This window comes from Propioniciclava tarda (assembly GCF_900182665.1).
Taxonomy (GTDB): Bacteria; Actinomycetota; Actinomycetes; order Propionibacteriales; family Propionibacteriaceae; genus Propioniciclava; species Propioniciclava tarda.
In genome coordinates, this window is sequence record NZ_FXTL01000023.1 from 15126 (window position 1) to 37916 (window position 22791).

Consider the following 22791-nt stretch of genomic DNA (forward strand, 5'->3'; position numbering starts at 1 on the left):
GAAAACACCCCGGGCGCGAACACCCCGACGGTGTGAAAAGGTGGTCCCGTGCATCTGATCGACGTCGACCACCCACTCGTTGCGCACAAGGTCCGCCTCCTGCGCGATATCGAGACTCCGTCCCCGCTGTTCCGCGATCTGGTCGCGGAACTGGTCACCTTGCTGGCCTACGAGGCGACGCGCGGCGTCCGGGTCGAGGAGACCGAAGTCCAGACGCCGCTGGCCGTCGCGAAGGCCGTCCGGCTGCTCGACCCGCGTCCGCTGGTGGTGCCGATCCTGCGCGCCGGATTGGGCATGCTCGACGGCATGATGAGCCTGATGCCGGCGGCCGAGGTCGGGTTCGTGGGCATGGTCCGCGACGAGGAGACCCTGCAGCCGTTCACCTACGCCGAGCGTCTGCCGCAGGATCTTTCCGGACGCCAGTGCTACGTCTTGGATCCGATGCTGGCCACCGGCGGCTCACTGGGCGGGACGGTTCAGTTCCTCGTCGACCGCGGCGCCGACGACATCACCTGCATCTGCCTGATGGCGGCCCCGGAAGGCATCGAGTACCTGCGGACGGTGGTCGACCCGATCGGCGTCCCGTGCACCTTGGTGGTGGCCCAGATCGACGATCGGCTCAACGAAAAGGGCTACATCCTGCCCGGCCTCGGGGACGCCGGCGACCGGCTGTACGGCCTCGCGCAGTAGCACGGCTGTGATTGTTGACGAGACCTCTGTCTGACGCTGTCACGCTGCCCGCAGCGGGGGCGGACGCGAGCGTAGGCTCGATTTCGCGGACGGCACCACGGCGTCCATCTGCTTGAGGAACGAAGGCCGCCGAGAACCGCCTCGAGGCCGATGCGGTCGACTCCGCCGTGGCAGCCGCCAACGCCGCGCGCGGCAAGGCGCAGCAACTGTTCGCCGTCAGCCTCGCCCTGCTCATCGGCCCCCTGGTCGGCCTGGCCGCGGTCGCGCTGATGGTGCCGCGCTGGCTTCGTGCACGGCGACGGAAAGCGTCAATGCTGGCAAGCCGGCCCCAGCCGGCGGCCGGCGAGATCCCCCTCGCGGCGACCCCGTCAGAGGCAGGACATCACGCGTCCGTCGCCGTCGACGAGCGCCCCCTCACGGCGACGGCGTCCGAAGCGGGACCTCCCGCGTCCGTGGCCCTTGACGAGCGCGCCCTCGAGGGCGAACCGCTCCCCGGCCCCGATTCAAGCGCCAGCCCCAGCGCCGAGACCATCCACGACGCAGTCGCGCCGTCCGAGGCGATCGCTCAGCAAGGCCAGTAGCCCGATCGGTACGGCGCAGCCGGCGAGAAAACTGTCCGTGGCGCCTGTCAGGATGCGGACATGGCTGAAGGGCACACCATCCACGCGCTGGCGAGGCGGTTCGCGGCTGCGTTCCTCGGCTCCCGACCGGTGGCGTCCTCTCCCACGGGTGCGCTGACCGAGCTGGCAGCCGCGATCGAATCGAGGGGCTGTGGGACGACCTCGCCGCGATCATGCCCTGGGGAGTCGAGTCCGGACGCATCCTGACGACGGCGTCCGACCTCGACCGGGCTGCGGCGTCTCTGGCTGACGCCGGAACGGTGCGGAGACTCCGTCCTACCTACGCCATCTACCTGCGGGCGGGTCGGCCCTGCCCCGAATGCGGAGCGCCGATCCAGTCGCGCAAGCTGGCCGGACGGACCCTGTACTGGTGCCCTCGCTGTCAGGCCTGACGCTCAGCGAACTTCGACCAGTCCAAGACTGGACCCTCGACGGCCGTTCCGGGCCCTCAAGTCAGCCGGACGCACCCTGTACTGGTGCCCTCACTGCCAGGCCTGACGCTCAGCGAACCTCGAAGGACTTCGTCAGTTCGACGCTCGACGAGCCGCCCATCCCGACCTGGTAGCGGGCCGTGTCCAGCACCCAGTCGCGCTTGGCGGCGTTCCAGTAGCTGAGCTGATCCGGCCCGATGGGCAACTCGACGGTCACCGTCGTGCCGGCAGGAACGTGCACCCGCTGGAAGCCCTTCAACGCTCGCACCGGACGCGACGCCGTCCCCGACGTCTGGTGCACGTAGAGCTGGACCACCTCGTCGGCGTCCACGCTGGACGTGTTCGTGACGTCGACCGACGCCGTGAGGCTCTCGCCGGACGCGATGGTCTCGGCAGACAGGCGGACGTCCGAGTAGCTGAACGACGCGTACGACAGGCCATGACCGAACGGGAACAGCGGCGTGGACTCGATGTCCCAGTAGCGGCGCCACTGGTTCTCGGGCTCGTGGCTGATCGTGTGCGTATACACGATCGGGATCTGCCCGGCGGTGCGCGGCCACGTAAACGGCAGGCGTCCGGCGGGGCTAGAGTCGCCGAACACCAGGGACGCGACCGCATGGCCGCCCTGGCTGCCCGGGTACCAGACGTCCAGGATCGCCGCCGCCTTGCCGAGGACCGGCTGCAGGTCGAGGGGGCGTCCGTTCATCACGAGCACGACGACGGGAGTGCCGGTCGCGGCGACGGCGTCCAGCAGTTCGAGCTGGCGTCCGGGCAAGTCGAGCGTCGAGCGCGAGGCCGCCTCGCCGATCATGTTCTGCCACTCCCCCAGGACGACGATCGCGACATCGGACGCCGCGGCGAGCTTCGCCGCGCGGTCCAGTTCTGCGGCGTCGTCGAAGCCCTCCGGGTCGGCCGGTCGGTTGCCGGGCCACATGTCGAACATCGACTGAAAGTGGCGCTGACCAGGGCGAATGCCCGGGGCGTACTCGACGGTGACGCCGTCACCGGCTCGGGCCTTGAGCCCGTCCAGGATGGTGACGGTCTCGGCGAGGTCGAAGTCGAAGACCCAGGGCCCGAGAGTGTCGCGCTGCGAATCGGCGAGGGGACCGACGACGGCGATCTTCTTGTTCTGGGGGGACAGCGGCAGCAGGGGCGTCCCGTTGAGGGGGACGTTCTGCAGCAGCACCGCCGTGCGGACGGCGGCCGCGCGGGCGGCATCCCGGTGGCTCGGATCGTTGAGGACCTCGGCCGCGCGCGCTTCGTCGACGTAGGGGCTGTCGAACAGACCGAGGCGCAGCTTGGCGCGCAGGATGCGCCGGACGCAGGCGTCGATGGCGCTCTCGGTGACCAGGCCGCGCGCGACGGCGTCCGTGAGGTGGCCGTAGGCGGGGTCGAAGACGGCCATCTCGAGGTCGACGCCGGCGTTCACGCCGCGGGCTCCCGCCTCGTCCAGATCGGATGCGAAGCCGTGGGTCATCAGGCTGCGGACCGCGTTGGCGTCGCTGACCAGGAAGCCGTCGAAGCCCCACGTGTCGCGCAGCACCTCGGTCATCAGCCAGTCGTTGCCGGTCGCCGGGATGCCGTTGAGGTCCATGTAGGCGGTCATGATGTTGCCGGCGCCGGCGTCCACCGCGGCCTTGAAGGGCGGGAAGACGAGGTTCCAGAGCTGGGCGTCCGAGACGTCCGACTCGTCGTAGTCGCGTCCGCCGAGGGCGAAGCCGTAGCCGGCGAAGTGTTTGGGTCCGGCGATGATGCTCTCGGCTCCGAATTCCGAGCCCGGCGCAACGCCGCCCTGGAAGCCGCGAACCTGCGCGGCGGCCATCGCGGCGCCGAGGACGGGATCCTCGCCGGCGCCCTCGATGATGCGTCCCCAGCGCGGGTCGCGGGTGATGTCGACCATGGGGGCGAACGCCCAATGGATGCCGACCGCGCGTGCCTCGCGGGCCGCGACGGCCTGGCCGGCCTCGGCGAGGGCGGGATCCCAGGAGGCCGCCACCGCGATCGGGACGGGGAAGATCGTCCGGAAGCCGTGGATGACGTCGAAGCCGAACAGCGCCGGGATGCCGTGCCGGTTGCCCTCGATCGTGAGGCGCTGCAGACGGTTGATCTCGCCGGGCTGGGTGCAGAACAGCAGCGAGCCGACGCGTCCTGCCGCTAGCTCGCGTTCGACCATGGCGGGCTGGTCGGCGAGCGGGCCGATCGCCTGCTCGTCGGCGTCCGGGTCGATCTCGGAGAAGTAGAAGAACTGCGTCAGCTGACCCGCCTTCTCCTCCAACGTCATGGCGGCGAGGAGTTCCTCGACCTTCGCCTCGATGCCCTCGTCACGGACCTGACTCATCGCGCCCTCCTACTGATGTTGGTCCGCCCACCCTACGGCGGTTCGCTGGATCGAGAGGTCCGAACCCGGACGAGGTCCCTCTCAACTCGCTGCTCGGACGCACCTCATGGGTTTCGTGGGTTGAGAGTGACGAGAACCGGGTTGGCCCGTTGGACTCCACGACGGCGCAGGGGAAGGGAACAGCACCCGGGCCTTTGGCGTCCGGATCGGTCGGCACCGGGACCTAGCTGGCGTCCGGATCGGTCGGCACCAGGATCTACCTCGCGTCCGGATCGGTCGAGACCGGGGACCTAGTGGCGTCCGGATCGGTCGGCACCCAAGCGTGCCCCGCGTCCAGGTCGATCTCCACGCGCTGCTCGGGCGCCGACCCGGACGACTCAGCCTGGTCGACGCGCGTCCGCTGCCACTTCTGCTCGTCAACGGTGACCTGGCGGGTCGGCTGGAAGAGGTTCATCAGCTCCCCAGCGATGCCCGCACCCACCCCGGCGCTCCCCGGACGGCGGCTGCGGTAGACGATCCAGCCACGATTCTCACACCACAGCAAGAGGGGATCCAGCACCGCGATCCCGGCGACGACCCCGATGAGGGTCATCCACCACTCCCACGTCCAGCCCATGAACCTGAGGGTACCCAGAGCGGCACCGCCAAACCGCACTCAGGTCAGCCTTCCCTCACTTGGTCGAACAGGCGAGGATGCACCATCGGCACAAGGTGCGCCGCGCAACAAAGGAGTCCACGCATGGCAACATTCCCCCAGCCTGGATCCGCGGACAGCCGGGGACTGGGTCCGACGCGACCAGCGCGGTCACGACGTCGGCGGCCTCAGCCGAGAGCGATGACGTCGGCGGTGCCTCAGGTCAGCGTCACGACCGTGGTCACGACGTCGGTGACGGACGGCGTCCGCGGGGTCGAGGAGAAGCCGAAGTTGCAGGGGGGATCGACAGGGGCCAACTCGCCGAGTCCCAAGCAGTCGAAGCGACCGGACGCCGCGGTCACCCGGTGCATGTCGGTCGCTCCGTAGTACTCGCGGCGGCCGGCGCGGGCGACACCGCGCGTCCGGACGCCTCTCAGCGCAACCCGAGCGATCGGGTCCACCATCGACGCCCAGCGTCGGCTCCGCGCCACCGGAGGGGGCACCGAACGTAACGCCCAGCCGAGCGGGGTCCGGCGTCCGAACGTGGACGACAACACCAGGGACGGCGACACGACCGTCCACCCGGACGCCTCCGCCACGGCCACGAAGCGCTCCACCCGCACCTCGTCGAACGTGTACGTGGACGCCACAAATTCGGCCACCTCGGCGCTCGGCGCCAGCAAGACCCGATGCCCGTCCGGGCGCTCGATCATGGCGTCCGCGAACGATCCGAAGGGGCTCTCGAGCCAGCGTCCGACCACGACCCGGACGCCGCTCGTCGAGCCGACGCCCAGGATCTGGCCCCGGAAGCGCTCGATCACTCGGACGCACCCTCAGCCGACCTCGACCGACGACGGCCGAGGCGGAGGCGTCCCTTTTCGACGAGGTCGTAGAGCACCGGCACGAGGATCAGGGTCAGGAAGGTGGACGACACGAGTCCGCCGATCACGACGACCGCCAGCGGCTTGCTGATGAACACGCCACCGCCCGTCACCCCTAGTCCCATGGGGATCAGCGCCATGATCGTGGCCAGCGCGGTCATGATGATCGGACGCAGCCGCAGGCGGGCGCCGTCGAGCACGGCCTCGTCCACCGAGGCCCCCCGCCGTCGGATCTGGTTGATCAGGTCGATCAGGACGATCGCGTTGGTGACGACGATGCCGATCAGCATCAGCAGGCCGATCATGCTCGGGATGCCCAGCGGAGTGTCGGTGAGCAACAGCGCACCCAGCGCGCCCGTCGCCGCGAACGGGATCGAGACCAGCAGCATGAGCGGCTGGATCAGCGACCCGAACGTGCCGACCATGATCAGGTAGACGATGCCGATGGCGACGAGCATCGCCAAGCCGAGCTGCGCGAAGGAGTCCTGCTGCTGCTGGCTGACGCCACCGATGCGCACCGCGACGCCCTGCGGCAGCGTCAGGGCGTTGATCGCCGTCTTGAGCTGAGCCGACGTCGCGCCCAGGTCGGCCCCGGACGGCGTCGCCGTGATCGTCGCGGTGCGGGCGCCGTCGACGCGGGTGACCTGCGCGGGGGCGTCCACGAGGTTGACCGTGCCGACCTCGGACAGGCGCAACGGTCCGGCCTTGACCTTGGCGGCGTCCTTCGCAGCGTTGGTGAGCTCGGTCTGCTTGGCCTGGGCGTCCAACTGCTTCTGCCGCGACTCGGCGAGCTTGGTCTGCTGGGTGTCGAGGGCCGTGATCTGGCCCTGGAGGGCGGCCAGTCCGCTCGACAACTGCGCCACCTGCGCCTTCAGCGCCGCGGCCTGGCCCGCCGCCTGCTGCACCGCCGCGGCCTTCGCCGCAGCGGCCTGGGCCGCCGCCTGGGCGGCTGCCAACTGCTCGGGCGTGACCGGGGTGGCCGGTGGGGCCGGGGGCGGGATCGGCGCCGCCGCAGCCGCGGCTACCGCAGCCTCGGCCTTGGCCAGCGCGTCCGTGAGCTGGGACAGCTTGGTCGTGTAATCACTGACCTGCGCCTTGAGCTTGGCCTTGCTGTCGGCCAGCGCCTTCACCTGGTCGTTGTAGGCCTTGGTGCCGTCCGCCTTCTGCTGGTTGGCGTAGGCGGTCTGGTCCGCGGACGCCGCGTCGGCGGCGGCCTTGCGGGCGTCCATCGTCTGCTTGGCGGTGACCGGCAGGATGACGTCGCCGAGGGCGTCCTTGCTGGTCACGGGCTTCTGGCTGAACAGCAGGACGTCGAGGGTCGCGTCCCCCGCGTTGAGTGAGCCGACCTTCTGCCCCCGGACCGCCCGCGTCACCGCGATGCCGACCTGAGCCGGCGTCATGCCCGCGGAGGCGGCCTTGGTGGCGTCGACGTCGACGGTCAGCATCGAGCGGCTCGCGGCCAGGTCGGACGAGACCGCCGAGAGCCCCTTGATGGAGTTCATCGCGTCCAGCACTTGCTGGTTGGCGGCCTTCAGCTTCGCCGGATCATTGCCCTCGACGTAGACGATCACGTTCGACGACGACTGCCCGACCACGACCTGCGTGGTGCCGAGGCCCTCCAGCTTCGCCATCTTCGCGCGCAGCGAGTCGGCAACGATCGCGCCCTTGCTCTTAGGCAGCAGCGCGACCGAGTAGGACGCGTGGTTCGTGTCCGCCTGCCCGCTCCCCAGGAAGCCCGCAGTGCTACCGATCGACGTGGAGTACGTCTGCACCGACGGCTCGGACGCGATCACCCCCTCGATCTTCTTCGCGGCGGCGTCCGTCTCCTGCAGAGACGAGCCAGCCGGCAGGTCCTGGATGATCGTCAAGTTGACCTGGCCCGCGTCCCCGATGAAGTCGGTCTTGAGGCGCGGCGCGAGCGCGACGGTGCCGATGAACAGCGCGATCGCCAGCGCGAGCGTCAGCAGCCGATGCCCGAGCGCCCAGCGCAGCGCCGGCATGTACGCCCGCTGCAGCCAGGTGTTGGTCTCGTGGTCCTCCTGGGACGCCGTCGCCGCGGCCCCGCCCTCGCCCGGCTCCGCGGCGGGGACTGCAGCCTTCGGCGTCCGACTCATGAACCAGGACGCCAGCACGGGAACGACCGTCATCGAGACCAGCAGCGACGCCAGGAGGGCGACCGTCACGGTCACGGCGAACGGACGGAACAGCTCGCCCGCCTGGCCGCCGACGATGCCGATGGGCAGGAAGACGGCGACCGTCGTCAGGGTCGAACTGGTGACCGCGCCGGCCACCTCGCGGACGGCCTTGATGATGGACTCCCGCCCCGTCTCCCCCATCGACGCGTGCCGCTTGATGTTCTCGATGACGACGATGGAGTCGTCGACGACGCGTCCGATGGCGACGGTCAGGGCGCCCAGGGTCAGGATGTTGAGCGTGTAGCCGCCCACGTACAGCCCGATCATCGCCATGAACAGGCTCAGCGGGATGGAAATCGCCGTGATCAGCGTGGGCCGGATCGATCCCAGGAACAGCAGGATCACCAGGATCGCCATCGCCAGCCCCAGCCCGCCCTCGACGCTCAGGTCGTGGATCGACTGCTCGATGAACGGCGACTGGTCGAACACCGTCGAGAACTTGGCTCCGTTGCCGAGCGACTTTTCGAGCTCGGGCAGCAGCGCCCGGACGCCGCTGGCGGCGGTCACCGTGTTGCCCTCGGCCGTCTTGGTGACCATCAGCGTGAGCGACGGCTTGCCGTTGACGCGCGAGATCGACGTCGAGGTCACCGGCTCGATGACCACGTCGGCGACCTGGCTCAGCAGGACCGGTCCGTCCGTGCCCTGCAGGCGGATGTTCGCGATGTCGTCGACGGACGCCCAGGTGTGCCCCACTTGGACGTCCAGGTTGTCGGAGCCCGTCAGCACGGTGCCGGCCGGAATCGCGGTCGCGTTCGCGGTGAAGAACTGCGCCATGGTCGAGGGGTCGACCCCCAGCGCGTCGATCTGGGCCTGCTTGAGGGTGACGGATACCTGGCGTTTCTGCTCCCCCGACAGCGTCACGTCGCGGACGCTCGGGACCGCCTTCAGCTTGGGCAGCACCGTGTCGCGGACGCCCTGGGCGAGCGTGACCGGATCGGCGTCCGAGGAGACCGCGATGATCATCACCGGGATGTCGTTGAAGCTGCCCGCGGCGACGCGCGTCGTGACCTCGCTCGGCATGGACGCCTTCAACCCGTCCACGGCCGTGCGGATGTCGCTGGTGACCTTGTCGGCCTTCGTGCCGTAATCCCACTCCGCGCGCACCTGGGAGACGCCCGAGCTGCTGACGCTCGTCACGCGCGTGACGCCGTTGACGGCCTTGACTGCCGCCTCGATCGGCTTGCTGACGTCGCGCTCGACCACCTCCGGCGACGCGCCCGGGTAGATGCCGATGATGGACGCCCGCGGCAGGTCCATCGACGGGATCAGCTCTTGCTTCAGCACTCCAGTCACGTACAGGCCGAGACCTGAGATCAGCAGCGTGAGCAGGGCGATCACCGTGCGGTGCGTGAGGCTGGCGCTGGTGAGCCGCGTCATCTGGTGCCTTCTCTCGATCTCGGACGAGGGCGTCCGGGGGATGAAACCGTTGGACACTCTACGTCCGGCGTCCGACAAAACCGAGGTTGATCATTCAGCGGCTGTAGGAATTCATCAGGGTGGCCGGCGTCCGGCTCAGTGCAGGAACTGCAGCGCGAACATCGCGGACATGCAGACGATGATCGCCGCGATCACCACGTAGTAGACCGAGGTCACGGCGCGGCCGGCCACGTACTCGCCCATGAGGCGTCGGTCGCGGGCGATGCCGGGGGCGTCCCTGCTGGCGGCGTCCATCCTGCCGCTGTCGACGGCCTACTCGGTGTGCGACGTCGCGGGGCGTCCGGCCGCCCTGGACCCGCCAGCGCGCAGTGCCAGCCGACCAACCCCGCTTCACCCGTGACCAATACCCGTTGCGTCATGTTCACCTCGGCCAGTCGGCGACCGTAGGCGGGGGTAGGTTCGTGGCCGTGTGCGAGTACTGCGGCTGCCGAGAGATCCCGCTGATCGGACGGCTCTCCGAAGAGCACTACCAAGCCGTCGACGCGTTGGGCGTGCTGCGGCGGGCGATCGAGAGTTCGGACGCCGTCGCCGTGGGTTCGGCGGTGGTCGCGTTGCGCGAGGAGTTGATCACGCACAACGAGTCCGAGGAGGCGGGGCTGTTCTTGGAGCTCGGGCGGGACGAGTACTTCGCGCCGACGATCGCGGAGTTGCTGGAGCAACATGTTCAGTTTCGGGTCCTGCTGGACCGGATTGCGGGCGGCGACTGGGCGGCGTACGACGAGCTTGAGGACACGCTGCGGCACCACATCGACCGCGAGGAGAACGGTCTGTTCCCGGCCACGGCGGTCGCGGTCGACGGCGACGTCTGGACTGAGATCGACCGGTTGACCCACGCGTTCAACCACGAGCGCGGGCGCGAGCACGGGCACACCGAGGCCGAGGCGCTCCAGGCGCGACGCGGTGACGCGGGGCACCGAAAGAGCCCCGCCGGCGATGAGGATTCGACGGTGACAAAGCAGGCGGACGAGCGGGGGCACACCGCGACCCACACACGGGCACCCGCCCCGCGGGGCAGGCGCGATCTAGTGGTGAAACTGGCCGAGGGATTCGTCCTGCGGCCAGCGAAGCTCGACGATGCGGCGTCCCTGTTTGCCCTCTGGGCCCAGGCGGGGCTCCACGTGGGGCGTCCCGAATCGGTGGTAGAAGACCTGGCGGGGGTGCTAGCCCTGCACCCGCAACTGGTGCTCGTCGCGGTGGCTGGCGACTCGATCGTGGGGAGCGTCCTGGGCACCTGGGACGGTCGGCGCGGCTGGATCAATCGCCTCGCGACCAGGCCAGATTGGCAGGGACGCGGTGTGGCGTCCGCGCTGCTGACGGCCGTCGAGGACGGCGTCCGCGCGTTGGGCGGTGGCAAGGTGAACCTGCTGATCGAGGCCGACAACTACGACGTCGTGAGCTACTACGAGGGGCGCGGCTATGCGACCGACGACCTGATCTTCATGGAGAAGTACCTGTAGGACCCTGGAAGGCCCGCGGCCATGCCTGATCCTTGCGCTGGTCCACCGCACCTTTGGGAGGGTCAACCCGATTTTGCGCACTCTCAACGCACCGAACCGCGCAAACGCACGCCAAAGCGACCCTGAGAGGGACCAAAACCGGGTTGCGGCCGCCAGCGCCGCCGCCGGTGCTTTTGTCCGTGGTCGGGAGCATCATGAGGCCATGCACCGAGGTTTCAGCCACACGACGCTCTTCCGCATGATCGTCGCCGGCATCTTGGGCGTGGTCGTCGCCGTCGCGGCCGGCACGCTCACGCACACGACGGCCGGGGTCCTGATCGGGTGGATCGCCGCTGGGGCGTCCTTCTCCCTCTGGACGTGGCTCGTGGTCGGCCGCCTCAGCCCCGAGCGCACGAAGACCCACGCCCTGCGCGAGGATCCCGGCAGGGCCGTCGGGGACCTGGTCCTGCTGATCGCGAGCCTCGGCGGGGTGGTCGCGGTCGGGGTCCTGCTGGTGGCGTCCCGGGGCAAGCAGGGTCAGGACGCCGCCGCCATCGTCGGCATCCTGTCGGTGGCGACCTCGTGGTGCGTCGTGAACACGCTGTACATGCTTCGGTACGCGCGCGAGTACTTCGGCACGCGCCCCGGCGGGGTCGACTTCAACTCCGACGATGACCCCGACGACGATTCACCCGACTACGGCGACTTCGCCTATCTGGCCTTCACGATCGGCATGACCTATCAGGTGTCCGACACCACGTTCACCAACAAGCTCATGCGCCACACGGCCTTGCGGCATGCCTTGTTGTCGTTCGTCCTGGGCGCGATCGTGATCGCGTCCACGATCAACCTGGTCTCGCAGCTGGCCAGTTCCGGGTAACCGGTGGATGGGAGCTCGCTGCCGCCTACCGCGTCGTAGCGGCGTCGCGTCGAGGGCCTGATCAGCCGCGATCTGCGGCAGCCAGCCGTCGGCCCAGTCCGGCTTCGGGGGCCAGCCAGGCGATGGTCTGATCGACCGGTGCCGGGCCAAGCGGCGGGCGGTCAGCCGATCGGTGTCCGCCAACCTTGGCACAGGCCGCGGACGTAGGCGGCCTGTCCGGCGTGCTGGGCGGCGTCGTCGACGATCGAGACCAGGCGGACGCCGCGGGTGACGTGCGGCGTCCAACGGGTGTCGACGATGTCGTCGAGGCTGGCCAGATCGAGGCCAGCTAGGTAGCCGACGGTGGCGTCCGTCGCGGCGTCCAGGTAGCCGGCGAGCAGGGCGACGTCGCTGACGACGACCTTGGCGACCTCGTCCGGACGCTGCCCGTAGCCCATCGCTTCCCGGGGCAGGTCGAGGGCGAACCGGTCGACCCAGCCGTCGCGCAGCCAGACATCGTCGCCGCCGAGGTGCGCGATCTGGACGTCCTGCTGCCGGGCGAGGTGCCAGACCAGCCAGGTGACCGAGTTGCAGTGCTCGGTGGGACGCCAGTTGGCGTCCTCGGCGCTCAGCCCGTCCAGCACCTGGTGGCACACCTCGCGGCTGCGTCCGATGCCGTCGATGAGGATGTCTCGAACGTCCATGGTGGTCTCCTTCGTCGCCCGCGTCGGGATGGCGTGAGCCTAACCCTTCCCCCCGGACGCCACGGTGCCTAGGGTCGATGCAGGAGGCGTCATGAACACCGAGCAGCTCAGGAGGGTCCGCGACGGGGTGGGCTTCTTCGCCGCCCTCGACCAGTCGGGCGGCAGCACGCCGAAGGCACTCGCGACGTACGGCGTCCCGGAGTCGGCGTACACCGACGAGGCGTCCATGTTCGACCTGATCCACGCCATGCGGACGCGACTCATGGTCAGCCCGGCGTTCGACGGCGACAAGATCCTGGGCGCGATCCTGTTCGAACAGACCATGGACCGCGACGTCGCCGGCCTGCCCGCCGCCGACTACTTGTGGGAGCGCAAGGGAATCGTCCCCTTCGTGAAGGTCGACCAGGGCCTCGCGGCCGAGGCCGACGGCGTCCAACTCATGAAGCCGCTCGACAAGCTGGACGCCCTCCTCGCCCGCGCCGTCGCCGCGCGCGTGTTCGGCACCAAGATGCGCTCGGTCATCTCGGCGGCGAACCCGGTCGGCATCGCGGCCGTCGTCGCGCAGCAGTTCGAGGTCGGACGCCGCATCGCCGACGCCGGACTCGTCCCCATCATCGAGCCCGAGACCACCATCACCGCACCCGACCGGGCGGCGTCCGAGGCGCTCTTGAAGGACGCCCTCCTCGCGGGACTCGACGCCTGGCCCGCCGACCGGCCCGTCATGTTCAAGGTGTCGATCCCGGCGGTGGACGGGTTCTGGTCCGACCTGATCGCCCACCCGAAGGTGCTCCGCGTCGTCGCGCTGTCGGGTGGCTTTTCGCAGGCGGACGCCGACGCGCGGCTCGTCCGCAACCCCGGGCTGATCGCCTCCTTCAGCCGCGCGCTCGAGGAGGGACTGACCGCCCAGCAGACCGACGCCGAATTCGACGACACCCTCGCGGCGTCCGTCGCGGCCATCTACGCGGCGTCCGCGACGTGAACGTCGGCGTCCGGCTGTTCGCCGAAGAGGACGCGACCGCCGTCGCCGCCCTGATCCGAACGACGCTGCTTACCAGCAACGCCGCCGACTACCCGCGCGAAGAGCTGGAGACCATCGCCGAGTGGTACAGCGCCGAGGGGCTGGTCAGTCGGATCGGCCACTGCCAGCGCATCGTCGCGGTGACGCGGGACGCCACGCGCGAGGTCCTCGGCACGGCGGCGCGGCGCGAAAACCACCTGGAGGGGTTCTTCGTGCGCCCGTCCTGGCAGGGGCGCGGGGTCGGCGAACTGCTGCTGTCGACCCTCGAGGACGCCGCGCGGGCCGACGCCATGCGGGTGCTCTGGCTGGAGTCCAGCCTGACCGCCGTGGGGTTCTACGAGAAGGCCGGATTCGCTCGCATCGGCGAGGCCCGCGACCTCGGCGACGGGCTCGTCGTCGAGATGCGCAAACGGCTCGACGAGGCCTCTTGACCGTCTGACTACCTTTCTTGCTATGAGTGACGCCTTCGCCGAGGCCATCAGCAGCGACGACTCCCCCGCGCCGGAGCCGTCCGCGGCGCGCATCCCGCTGCTCGGAGACCCCGCCACTGAGGGCAACGAGCACCTGCTCGACGAGTTGGACACCGACGGCGCCGATCCCGAGGTGCTCGCCGACGACATCCACTTCCCGCTGTCGAACAGCGACGTCCAGAACTAACCGCTGGATGCTCGGGGCTGTCCCCGCTCCCCTGAACCGGTTGAACTCAGCCGCTCATCCCTGAGCAATCCCGGCTCACACCGGAGGCTGGTCGTTCCTGCTCTCGGCGCTGTTCGCGGGAGGCATCGCCGCGGCCTACGGGCTGACGAGACAGCTGCGGAGGCAGTTGGCCCCTGCGGCCGTCACGGCCGTGTGGCCTCACCTGACCGATGACCGGTGGCGAGCGGCGGGTCGCCGTAGGGGTTGGCGTCCTACTCGTCTGGTTGAGCGCGCGACGCGAGCGCGCGGACGGTGTCGATCGTGTCGGCGTCCGCGGCCTGCTTGTCGTGGCGGTACCGGACGACGCGGGCGAACCTGAGAGCGAAGCCACCCGGGTAGCGGGTCGAGCGCTGCAGCCCGTCGAACGCGATCTCGACCACCTGCTCGGGGCGCACCTTGACGACCCAATCGCCCTTGTCTGTGGCCAACTCGAGGAAGCGCTCGGTCTGCCAGGCGAGCATCTCGTCCGTCATGCCTTTGAACGTCTTGCCCAGCATGACGAACCCGCCGGTGTGCGGATCACGGGCGCCGAGATGGATGTTCGAGAGCTTGCCGCGGCGGCGTCCGCTACCCCACTCGACGGCCAAGACGACCAGATCGAGCGTGTGCACCGGCTTGACCTTGACCCACTCGGAGCCGCGGCGTCCGGCTGCGTAGGGAGCGGCCAGGTTCTTGACGACCACGCCCTCGTGACCTTGAGCGAGGATGCTTCGGGCGAAGGCGTCCGCGGCGGCGGCGTCCGACGTGACGAGACGCTCCACCAGGAAGGCCGGCGGGACGGCGGCGACGAGTGCGGAATAGCGCCCCGACAAGGGCAGATCGATGAGCGAACGGCCGTCGATCGCGAGGGCGTCGAAGAACCACGGCGTCAGCGCCAACGGACGCGTCCCCTTGCTGGCCGAGGAAGACGCCGTGTCCTGGAAGGCGTGGGGGCGACCGGACGCGTCCAGGGCGAGCGCCTCGCCGTCGAGGATGGCGCTCGTGACGCGCAGCGAGCGGACGGCGTCCACGATCTCGGGGAGGCGTCCGGTGACGTCGTCGAGGGACCGGGTGAAGAGGCGGACGGTGTCGCCGTCCTTGTGGGCCTGCAGCCTGATGCCGTCGAGCTTGGCCTCGACGGCGACCGGGGAGCCGTCCGGGGCGGCCTTCAGCAGGGCCTCGGCGACCGTCGGCGAGGACGACGCGAGCATCGGGCGCACCCCGACGCCAAGGGTGAGGTTGAAGGCGGCCAGAGCTGGGAGTCCGCCGGTAAGGGCGGCACGGGCGATGGCGGGGGTCGAACCGGCCAGCATCGAGGCGCGGCGGACGGCGGCGGCCGGGAGATCGGAGGCCGCGGCGACGGCGTCCAGGAGGAGTCCGTCGAGGGCGCCCTGGCGAACCTCACCGGCGACCAGGGCGGCGAGGTAGCGCTGCTCCGGCTCGGTCGCGCGGCTCATGAGCGCGGCGAATTCGGCGGTGCGTTGGGTGGCGGAACCTGGTCCTGACAAGGTGCTGAGGTGCTCAAACAGCTCATCGACCTCGGCTAGCACCAGGGTCGGCTGGGTGGCGGGCTCGGGCAGGCGGGCGAGCGACGCGTAGCCGAGACCGGTGCGTCGCTGGCGCAGGGACCCGCCCAGGTAAGAGGCCGCGATCTCGACCTCGTCCGGGTCCGCGAGACGCAGCGCCTCGGCCAATGCGGCGACCTTCTTCAGCCTCGACCGGGTCGCGCCGACCGTCTCGGACGTGGTCGCCAGGTCACTCAGCAGCATCGGGCCATTGTTGCTCGTCCGGACCCGACCCGGAATACGTCCCTCTCACGGAGGTCCGGGGCGTGGTTTCGACCGATTGGCGCGCTGAGAGGGACGAAAACCGGGTTGGCGCGCTAATGGCCGGCCGAGGGTGGCTGTTCAGGACCCTGTCTAGCGACGAGCGAAGCGGGCGTCAGTGGTCGTGGCGGTGGTGGCTGTCGGGGTAGTGCTCGTGGACATGAGCCAGCGCTTCGTGATCGTGGGCGTGCGAGTGGCGGACGCCCGGCGCCACCGGGTGATCGTGGTCGTGCGCGTGATGCTCGTCATGGACGTGGGCGTGCTCGTGGCTGACCGCGTAGTGCTCGTGGGGGTGCTCATGGCGCTCGGTCAGGTGCAGCCACACGCCCAGCGCCATCAGGGACGCCGCAACGACGAGTCCCCAGGTCACGGGCTCGCCCAAGACGATCGCCAGCAGCCCACCGAAGAACGGCGCCACCGAGAAGTACGCGCCCGCGCGCGCCGTCCCGAGTTGCCGCAGACCGACCACGAACAGCGTCAGGCTGACGCCGTACGCCAGCAGCCCGACCAGCATGGCCGCCCCCACGGCCGGCGCCCCGGGCCACCGCGCACCCAACACCAGCGCGATCACCAGGTTCACCGGACCAGCCACCAGCCCCTTCACGGCGGCGAGCCACGTGGCGTCCGCGTGGGACACAGCCCTGGTCAGGTTGTTGTCGATCCCCCAGCACAGGCACGCCCCAAGGACGGCAAGGCTGGGCCACGGGCTGCCCAGCTCGATCCCGGACGGCACGCTCAGCACCATCGCCCCCGCCACGATCGCGAGCATCCCCAGCGCCACCCGGCGGTCGACGTTCTCGCGGAACACCACCCACGCGAGCACCGCCGTGAACACCCCCTCGGCGTTCAGCAGCAGCGAAGCCGCCGACGCGGGCAGCCCGACCAGTCCGACCATCAGCAGCACGGGTCCCAGGACGCCTCCGAACGCCACCGCCCCCGCTAAGGGGAGCCGCGCGTCGGCGTCCAATCGAACGCGCGAAGCGCGCGTGACAAGCCGATACACTCCTAGTCCGACGCCGGATCCCAGGTAGAGCAGCCCGGCCAGCAGCCACGGCGAGACGTCGCCCAGGAGGAGCTTTGCAAGCGGCGTCCCGGCGCCGAACAGCAAGGCGGACGCCAGCGCCGCGCGGACGCCCACGCTCCTCAGCCCGTTCATGCGTCCATCATCGCGGTGGGGGGGTGAACCGCGCACGCTCGGGGGACGGCGGAGTCGTGACGATTGGCGTCCAAGGAACTCCCCTGCCGCCCTGTCGGACGTGCCGTCTAGGGTGGCGGCGTGGACGGCCTGCGGCGCACCTGGCGTCCCGACTGGCCGTGCCCCGTCGGGCAGATCTGGTCAACCTGGCGCCGTGGGGCGGGTGATCCGACGTATCGGATCGAGTCCGGACGCCACTGGCGCGGCCTGGGGACGCCGGCGGGTCCGGCGACGCTGTGCGTCGCGGTGGACGCGACCGCTGGCGAGGTGGTCGCCGAGGCGTGGGGTCCGGGCGCGCCGTGGGCCCTCGATCACCTGCCCGGGATGCTCGGCGCGGACGACTCTCGCGCGGGCATGCCTGGGCTGCACGAGGCAGTGCGTCGTGCCGATCATCAGTACCCGCACTGGCGGGTGGGGCGCGGCGGCTACGTCCTGGACGCGTTGACGCCCGCGATCATCGAGCAGAAGGTGACCGGCCAGGAGGCATTCGCCGGCTTCCGGCGCCTCGTGACGCAGTACGGAACGGTCGCGCCGGGGCCGGGTGCCGCCCTGCGGCTCTACGTGCAGCCGGACGCCTCGGCCCTGCGGCGGGTGCCGTCCTGGGAGTGGCTGCGCATGAGCATCGACAGCGCGCGCTCGACGACGCTGGTCCGGGCGGCGAGGGTCGCGGACGCCCTGCAGCGCACCGTGGGGCGTCCGGACGCCGAGCGCCTGCTCTGCGCCGTCCCCGGCATCGGGGTGTGGACCGCGGCGGAGGTGCGGTCGCGCGCTCACGGCGATCCGGATGCGGTGTCGTTCGGCGACTACCACGTGGCCCGCAGCATCGGCTGGGCGCTGATCGGCGAGGAGATCGACGACGCCGCGCTCGCCGAACTGCTGGAGCCCTATCGGGGGCATCGGTACCGAGTGCAGCGCCTACTGGAACTGGCCGGCTACTCGCACCCGCGTCGTGGCGCCCGGATGGCGCCGCGGACGCACTTACCAGTCCGCTGACGGCCCGTCGGGGCGTCCTACACAGGAGGTTCCGTCCGCGCCAGTCAGCTCGAAGGCTGGCGATGATGAGGCGAGACCCGGGGCGACGAGCATCAGCGCCAGGGTCGCGCCGAGAGGCGGCGGCCAGCACCCCAAGCCGATGTAGTTGACGAGGCCAAACTGGTCACCGAAGCTCTCGAGCGCGATGACGCAGCGCTAGACGCGCCAGGGCTCTCGTCGCGGACAGCTGTTGTGGGCGTCCTGCTCAGGCAGCCCTGCGGACGAGCCGAAGACGGCCACCGTGGGCCGCGAGCAAGGTCCGGATCGAGGCCAGGAAACTTCTCGGATCGTCGATCACCTCGGCGGCGCGGAAGCGTGCGACCACCCAGCCCAGCTCCGTGAGCTCACGATCGCGAGCGCGGTCACGAAGCACGTCGGCGGGCCTGGTGTGCCACTGATCGCCATCGATCTCGACCACCACCCCGGCGGCGTCGAACACCAAGTCGCCGTAGCCGATGAGGCGTCCGGTCGTCGACAGGATCGGCCGGTTGGCGGTCCAGTTGACGATGCCCGCGCGGCGCAGCTCCACGTGAGCACGGCGCTCAGCCCAGGACCACGGCTGGTCGCGGGAGTCGTGGAGGAGCCGTCGCACAGCCCGGCGCCCGCGCCGCGCCGGACGCATGGCGAATGCGCTGTGCAGCGCTTCGAGCCGAGCGCCCCGACGGAGCGCGTGATCGATGCTCGCCCCGTCCGTGGACTCGGCCAGGTCAAGCGCCGTCAGCGTGGGGGCGGTAAGTGCCAGCAGACCCGTCCGCACCACCAACTCAGGCGGGATGCGGCGCTTACTGGCCCTCAGCCAGGCTCTCGATCTCAGCCGCTGCGAAGCCACATCGAGCACGACGGGTGGCCGCCCGGACGGGTCCTGCAACCACGCAGCGGTGGCGCCGAAGAAAATTGCGTCCGGGTCGGCGAGACAGACGGCCAGGGCTCGGATGCGGGGGTCGTCTGAGGCGGCCGTGGCCGCGTAGAGCCCGGGCAGCACCGAGGTGATCTCGCCCGTGCGCCGCGCCCACTCGATCGCGTGCGTGAGCGGGCACGTGTCGGCCCGACGCACGACCCCGTGGGTGGCCAGCAGCTCTGCCAGTTCGTTGTTCACGCCACACAAGTAGGCGCGGAGGCCCGGAATTTTGCACCGTCCACAGGGCGAACCCAGATTTGGTCGCTTTCAAGGGCCAAATCCGTCCGGAACTGCGCTTCGGAGCCACTGAGAGTGCTGAAAACCGGGTTGGTCGCGGCAAGCCACCCGAGCGTTGACTTTTCGGCGCAGCGATAGCGACCAGCCCGGTCGAGGGCCCCGTGATCATTCAAGCCTCGGGCCCGCGTCGGGAGCTACCGCACGGATGAGCCCCACTCTCCGTCCCCGCCCGGCGTGCCGCCTGACTAGGTGCGCGCAAACGTCAGCTGCCCGGCATCCCCGTCATAGAGAGCGTGACTCAGACGCGCAGCTCGTCGATCAGCCGCGCGAGGAAGGCCTCGCACTCGGCCAACTGGTCGAGCGCGATGGACTCGTCCGGACGGTGCGCGTCCCCGATATCGCCCGGACCACAGACCACGCACGGGATCCCGCCGGCCGTGTAGACCCCAGCTTCGGTGCCGTAGGTGACCTTGTCGGGAGTCGATTCCAGACCCAAGGCGACCCCCAACTGCACGACCTCGGCGTCCGCCGGCATGTCCAATCCGACCGTGGACGCCGCCACTTCCATCACCACCGATGACGCCGCGTTCTCGGCCTTCATCCGCTGCTCCAGCGCCGAGCAGAAGTCGCGGAGCTCGTCCAGCACGACGGCATCCTCCACCGAAGGCAGCGCACGGAATTCGAGGGTGATCCGGCACGTCTCGGGGACGATGTTCACCCCGTTCCCGCCCGCGATCATGTTCACGGACGCCGACGTGTACGGCAGCGGGTAGGCGTCGTCGAACGGCCCATGGGCCTTCCACGCGTCCGCTCGACCGCGCCAGTACCGGACGATCTCCGCGGCATATTCGATCGCGTTCACCCCGCTGTGCGTCAGCGACGAGTGCGCCGGGACGCCCGTCAGCGTCACGTGGACCAGGTTGATCGACTTGTGGCCGCGGATCATCGCCATCATGGACGGCTCCCCCACGAACCCCAGCCGGGGCGACAGCCCCGCCTCGTGCACGGACGCCACGAACGGCGGCGCCCCGACGCACCCGACCTCTTCGTCGTACGACAGGCCGATGTGCACGGGCTCACGCAAGGGGCGCTCCAGCATCGCCGGCAAAGCAGCCAGGCAGCAGGCCAGGAAGCCCTTCATGTCGGCGGTCCCGCGTCCGATGAGACGTCCGTCGCGCTCAACCACCTCGAACGGGTCGGACGTCCACGCCTGCCCGTCCACCGGGACGCAGTCCGAGTGCCCTGACAGCAGCACCCCGCCCCGGACGCCGCCGGAAGCATCCGGCACGGTCACGACGAGGTTCGCCTTGCGACCGTCCGGCGTCGGGAAGACGTTCACGATCGCCCCCAGGCCGCGGGCCGCCGCGGCCACGTCCTCGATCAACGGCAGGTTGGATTCGCGGCTGGTGGTGTCGTACGCGACCAGCCGGCTGAGCCAGGTGCGGGTCTCTGCGCTGGGATGGGCCATGCCCTAGTTCTATCAGGACGCCTCCGCGCGGGTAGTGTCGAGGCTAGCCACGCGAAGGAGGACCCATGACCGACGCCCCCCTGCACGCCGAGGGCATCACCCTCCTCGGCGATCTCATCGGCGGACGCCGCGTGGCCATGCTCACCACCCGCACCGTCGACGGCGGCCTGGCCAGTTGCCCGCACGCCCTCCCGGAGCGGGCGTTCGACGGCTCGCTGTGGTTCATCTCCCGCGCGGACGCCCCACAGGTCGCCGACATCGAGGCTGATCCGCTGGTGAACGTCTCCCTGTCAGACGGGACGGCCCTGTCCCTCAACGGACGCGCTCTCATCTCCGACGATCCGCAGCTCAAGCGGCGCGCCTGGGACGACGTCATGGCTCAGTGGTTCGGCTGCGGGCCCGATGACCCCGCCCTGGTCCTGCTCATCGTCGAGGTGCTCGCCGCCGAATATTGGGAGCTGCCCGGACGCCCGCCGACCCTGATTCCCCTTGTCAGAGACGTGGTTGACGTGGGTCGTCCGGCTCTGGACGGCGACGAGGAACTGTCCGACTGAGTCCGGACGCCGCGGCCGCCGGTCTGCGGTGCCTGGCGGCTCCGGGAGCGGGTCCCAACACGGAGGGCCACGAGCACTCCACCGGCAAGCGATCACGCCTCCGCGGACCTGCGCACGACCACCTTCAACGCGCACCAGCGCCGCTCCACGGTTCGAACCCCCAGCGGGCAGCAGCGCGGTGACGCCACGTTCGGCCTCCACCATCACCGCGCGCCAGCGCCACTCAAGGGTTCAAGCCCCAGCGGCCGCAGGCCGGTCATCCAAGGTCGGTTCCACCCCTGAAGCATCGATCACGGATCGCACCCGATGTTGAGCACCTCTAGCCCCTGGGCTCCGCTGCGAGGAAGGCGTCGATCTCGGACGCCGTCGGTGCGGTCGCCGGTCCGCGACGCGTGACCTTGATGGCCGCTCCGGCGTTCGCGCGGCGGGCGGCGGTGATCCAGTCCGTGCCGAGGGCGTGCTCGGCCACGATGATCCCCGTGTGCGCATCCCCCGCGCCGTTCGTGTCGATGGGCTTGCGCGGGAAGCCGTCCACCACGGTCGTCCGACCGTTCATCGCGACGGCGCACCCCCGCGGACCGTCGCGCACGATCGCCACCTTGCCGCGCGGCAGGAGTCGTTCGATCGCGGACGCCGCCTCGCCCATCCCCGTGAGCCCAACGAGCGCCTTGGACTCGTCGGCGTTTCCCGTCCACACGTCGGTCACCGCCAGCATCGCGGCTTGCACCTCCGCGGACAGGCCAGCGAAGGCGGCGCCCGGATCCAGGACGATCTCGACGGTGTCCGGCAGCGTCGGCAGCCAGGCGAGCAGCGGGTCCCGCGTAGACGCCACCGCCAGCGAGTACCCGGTGACGCACACGACATCGCCCGCCTGCGGGTCGGCGAGCGCCAACGACTCCACCGAGATGCGCCGCTCGGCGGCCATGGTGGTGACGAAGGTCCGCTCGGCGCTGGGCTCGACCATGACGAAGCAGACGCCGGTGTCGACGTCCGGAACCGGCGGCATCGACCACGTGACACCCTCGGATCCGAGGGCCGCACGCACGAGGTCGCCGTTCTCGCCCGTGCCGATCGCGCCCGCGTGCACGCACGTCGCCCCTTGTCGCGCAGCGGCGAGCAGGATGTTCACCGCTCCCCCGGCGGCCCGGGCGTACGACGTCGCCATCACGTTGTCGCCCCGGGCCGGCAGGCCCGGCACCTCGACCGTGACGTCCACCAGCGCCTGTCCCGTGTGGATGACCCGAGGCATCGCCCCTCCTTCGGACCGCATCGTGGCGACGACGCTAGTGCATCGCCGCCAGCCCGTCCGTCACGCCCCGTCGTCGCGCCAGCCGGTACGAAGGGACGCCGTCAGCGGACTCCGCTACGGCGACCGTGACGCGAGATCGATCGGAGAAGGTCCGTCTTCGGGGACGCCGTCAGCGGACTCCGCTCCGGCGACCGTGACGCGAGATCGATCGGAGAAGGTCCGTCTTCGTGTCGCTTGCCAGCGTGATGGGACCACCGTGTTCCGCGAGATGCCCAACCGGGACGCGATCCTCGCCTTCGGAACCCCCTCCGCCCCGCTCCTGCTGGCGGTATCGGACAACGGGTCGCAGATGATCGCCACCGGCACCCGCCGGTTCATGGCCCTGGTCGCGATCGCGCAACACTTCGGCCGGCC

At 70.1% G+C, this 22791-nt stretch carries 21 protein-coding genes; 10 read left to right on the forward strand and 11 right to left on the reverse strand.

Translation table 11 applies throughout. From position 1 onward, the window contains the following. Positions 1-48 precede the first annotated feature (48 nt). The 3 genes from upp to FN821_RS13405 all read left to right on the forward strand — a co-directional run bounded on the left by upp (position 49) and on the right by FN821_RS13405 (position 1702). Positions 49-690, forward strand: a complete 642-nt coding sequence (upp, locus tag FN821_RS13395) for a uracil phosphoribosyltransferase (protein WP_131173119.1) — start codon at positions 49-51, stop codon at positions 688-690. Between the two features lie 167 nt (positions 691-857). Beyond that, on the forward strand, positions 858-1271 hold the full coding sequence (locus FN821_RS13400; RefSeq protein WP_142640463.1) for a hypothetical protein: 414 nt from the start codon (positions 858-860) through the stop codon (positions 1269-1271). A 212-nt stretch (positions 1272-1483) separates the two neighbouring features. Continuing rightward, entirely contained in the window at positions 1484-1702 is a 219-nt protein-coding gene (locus FN821_RS13405; RefSeq protein ID WP_131173053.1) for a zinc finger domain-containing protein, read from the forward strand. A 109-nt stretch (positions 1703-1811) separates the two neighbouring features. On the opposite strand, the gene FN821_RS13415 is transcribed toward FN821_RS13405, so the two are convergent. The 5 genes from FN821_RS13415 to FN821_RS14330 all read right to left on the reverse strand — a co-directional run bounded on the left by FN821_RS13415 (position 1812) and on the right by FN821_RS14330 (position 9460). After that, positions 1812-4079 carry a glycoside hydrolase family 3 N-terminal domain-containing protein gene (locus FN821_RS13415; protein ID WP_131173054.1) on the reverse strand — a complete coding sequence of 756 codons (2268 nt, stop codon included), beginning with the start codon at positions 4077-4079 and terminating at the stop codon, positions 1812-1814. A gap of 256 nt (positions 4080-4335) precedes the next feature. Beyond that, positions 4336-4695, reverse strand: a complete 360-nt coding sequence (locus tag FN821_RS13420; RefSeq protein WP_131173055.1) for a DUF6191 domain-containing protein — start codon at positions 4693-4695, stop codon at positions 4336-4338. Between the two features lie 236 nt (positions 4696-4931). Further along, complete coding sequence (locus FN821_RS13425; RefSeq protein WP_131173056.1) at positions 4932-5534, reverse strand: hypothetical protein; 603 nt, start codon at positions 5532-5534, stop codon at positions 4932-4934. Continuing rightward, positions 5531-9166: an efflux RND transporter permease subunit gene (locus FN821_RS13430; protein WP_131173057.1), complete on the reverse strand. Its 3636-nt coding sequence runs from the start codon at positions 9164-9166 to the stop codon at positions 5531-5533. Before FN821_RS13430 ends, FN821_RS13425 begins: the two co-directional genes overlap by 4 nt. 135 nt (positions 9167-9301) lie before the next feature. Further along, positions 9302-9460 carry a hypothetical protein gene (locus FN821_RS14330; protein ID WP_165489378.1) on the reverse strand — a complete coding sequence of 53 codons (159 nt, stop codon included), beginning with the start codon at positions 9458-9460 and terminating at the stop codon, positions 9302-9304. 173 nt (positions 9461-9633) lie between these two features. Between FN821_RS14330 and FN821_RS13435 the strand changes: the two genes are divergently transcribed. Together FN821_RS13435 and FN821_RS13440 are read left to right on the forward strand one after the other, a co-directional pair. Then, positions 9634-10683 (forward strand): GNAT family N-acetyltransferase, encoded by a 1050-nt coding sequence (locus tag FN821_RS13435; RefSeq protein WP_165489379.1) that lies wholly within the window; start codon positions 9634-9636, stop codon positions 10681-10683. Positions 10684-10885: 202 nt separating this feature from the next. Next, complete coding sequence (locus tag FN821_RS13440) at positions 10886-11542, forward strand: DUF1345 domain-containing protein (protein ID WP_206662127.1); 657 nt, start codon at positions 10886-10888, stop codon at positions 11540-11542. Between the two features lie 161 nt (positions 11543-11703). Here FN821_RS13440 and FN821_RS13445 read toward each other — a convergent pair whose 3' ends face one another. Beyond that, positions 11704-12225 (reverse strand): mycothiol transferase, encoded by a 522-nt coding sequence (locus FN821_RS13445; RefSeq protein ID WP_131173059.1) that lies wholly within the window; start codon positions 12223-12225, stop codon positions 11704-11706. A gap of 91 nt (positions 12226-12316) precedes the next feature. Here FN821_RS13445 and FN821_RS13450 point away from each other — a divergent pair, with 91 nt between their 5' ends. The 3 genes from FN821_RS13450 to FN821_RS13460 are packed head-to-tail and all read left to right on the forward strand — an operon-like array spanning position 12317 to position 13900. Then, complete coding sequence (locus FN821_RS13450) at positions 12317-13204, forward strand: fructose bisphosphate aldolase (protein WP_131173060.1); 888 nt, start codon at positions 12317-12319, stop codon at positions 13202-13204. Next, a complete protein-coding gene (locus tag FN821_RS13455) occupies positions 13201-13674 on the forward strand; it encodes a GNAT family N-acetyltransferase (protein ID WP_165489380.1) in 474 nt (157 codons plus the stop codon). Before FN821_RS13450 ends, FN821_RS13455 begins: the two co-directional genes overlap by 4 nt. A gap of 22 nt (positions 13675-13696) precedes the next feature. After that, entirely contained in the window at positions 13697-13900 is a 204-nt protein-coding gene (locus FN821_RS13460; protein ID WP_131173061.1) for a hypothetical protein, read from the forward strand. Positions 13901-14151: 251 nt separating this feature from the next. Here FN821_RS13460 and FN821_RS13465 read toward each other — a convergent pair whose 3' ends face one another. Together FN821_RS13465 and FN821_RS13470 are read right to left on the reverse strand one after the other, a co-directional pair. Then, positions 14152-15687, reverse strand: a complete 1536-nt coding sequence (locus FN821_RS13465) for an ATP-dependent DNA ligase (RefSeq protein WP_131173062.1) — start codon at positions 15685-15687, stop codon at positions 14152-14154. A gap of 172 nt (positions 15688-15859) precedes the next feature. Continuing rightward, complete coding sequence (locus FN821_RS13470; protein WP_131173063.1) at positions 15860-16900, reverse strand: DMT family transporter; 1041 nt, start codon at positions 16898-16900, stop codon at positions 15860-15862. Between the two features lie 120 nt (positions 16901-17020). On the opposite strand from FN821_RS13470, the gene FN821_RS13475 reads away from it, so the two are divergent. Beyond that, entirely contained in the window at positions 17021-17932 is a 912-nt protein-coding gene (locus tag FN821_RS13475; RefSeq protein ID WP_131173064.1) for a DNA-3-methyladenine glycosylase family protein, read from the forward strand. A 244-nt stretch (positions 17933-18176) separates the two neighbouring features. On the opposite strand, the gene FN821_RS13480 is transcribed toward FN821_RS13475, so the two are convergent. Both FN821_RS13480 and argE read right to left on the reverse strand, forming a co-directional pair. Further along, on the reverse strand, positions 18177-19067 hold the full coding sequence (locus tag FN821_RS13480) for an endonuclease domain-containing protein (protein WP_131173065.1): 891 nt from the start codon (positions 19065-19067) through the stop codon (positions 18177-18179). A 337-nt stretch (positions 19068-19404) separates the two neighbouring features. Continuing rightward, the gene (gene argE / locus FN821_RS13485; RefSeq protein ID WP_131173066.1) at positions 19405-20574 is read right to left on the reverse strand and encodes an acetylornithine deacetylase; all 1170 of its coding nucleotides are present in this window, start codon (positions 20572-20574) and stop codon (positions 19405-19407) included. A gap of 65 nt (positions 20575-20639) precedes the next feature. On the opposite strand from argE, the gene FN821_RS13490 reads away from it, so the two are divergent. Next, positions 20640-21128 (forward strand): pyridoxamine 5'-phosphate oxidase family protein, encoded by a 489-nt coding sequence (locus FN821_RS13490; protein WP_131173067.1) that lies wholly within the window; start codon positions 20640-20642, stop codon positions 21126-21128. 319 nt (positions 21129-21447) lie between these two features. On the opposite strand, the gene FN821_RS13495 is transcribed toward FN821_RS13490, so the two are convergent. Beyond that, positions 21448-22377, reverse strand: a complete 930-nt coding sequence (locus FN821_RS13495) for a PfkB family carbohydrate kinase (RefSeq protein WP_131173068.1) — start codon at positions 22375-22377, stop codon at positions 21448-21450. Positions 22378-22791 lie beyond the last annotated feature (414 nt).

Coding starts and splice junctions, on each gene's coding strand:
- FN821_RS13405 (WP_131173053.1), top strand. CDS start 1,484: ATGCCCTGGGGAGTCGAGTCCGGACGCATCCTGACGACGGCGTCCGAC.
- FN821_RS13415 (WP_131173054.1), bottom strand. CDS start 4,079: ATGAGTCAGGTCCGTGACGAGGGCATCGAGGCGAAGGTCGAGGAACTC.
- FN821_RS13420 (WP_131173055.1), bottom strand. CDS start 4,695: ATGGGCTGGACGTGGGAGTGGTGGATGACCCTCATCGGGGTCGTCGCC.
- FN821_RS13430 (WP_131173057.1), bottom strand. CDS start 9,166: ATGACGCGGCTCACCAGCGCCAGCCTCACGCACCGCACGGTGATCGCC.
- FN821_RS14330 (WP_165489378.1), bottom strand. CDS start 9,460: ATGGACGCCGCCAGCAGGGACGCCCCCGGCATCGCCCGCGACCGACGC.
- FN821_RS13440 (WP_206662127.1), top strand. CDS start 10,886: ATGCACCGAGGTTTCAGCCACACGACGCTCTTCCGCATGATCGTCGCC.
- FN821_RS13445 (WP_131173059.1), bottom strand. CDS start 12,225: ATGGACGTTCGAGACATCCTCATCGACGGCATCGGACGCAGCCGCGAG.
- FN821_RS13450 (WP_131173060.1), top strand. CDS start 12,317: ATGAACACCGAGCAGCTCAGGAGGGTCCGCGACGGGGTGGGCTTCTTC.
- FN821_RS13460 (WP_131173061.1), top strand. CDS start 13,697: ATGAGTGACGCCTTCGCCGAGGCCATCAGCAGCGACGACTCCCCCGCG.
- FN821_RS13465 (WP_131173062.1), bottom strand. CDS start 15,687: ATGCTGCTGAGTGACCTGGCGACCACGTCCGAGACGGTCGGCGCGACC.
- FN821_RS13470 (WP_131173063.1), bottom strand. CDS start 16,900: ATGAACGGGCTGAGGAGCGTGGGCGTCCGCGCGGCGCTGGCGTCCGCC.
- argE (WP_131173066.1), bottom strand. CDS start 20,574: ATGGCCCATCCCAGCGCAGAGACCCGCACCTGGCTCAGCCGGCTGGTC.
- FN821_RS13490 (WP_131173067.1), top strand. CDS start 20,640: ATGACCGACGCCCCCCTGCACGCCGAGGGCATCACCCTCCTCGGCGAT.
- FN821_RS13495 (WP_131173068.1), bottom strand. CDS start 22,377: ATGCCTCGGGTCATCCACACGGGACAGGCGCTGGTGGACGTCACGGTC.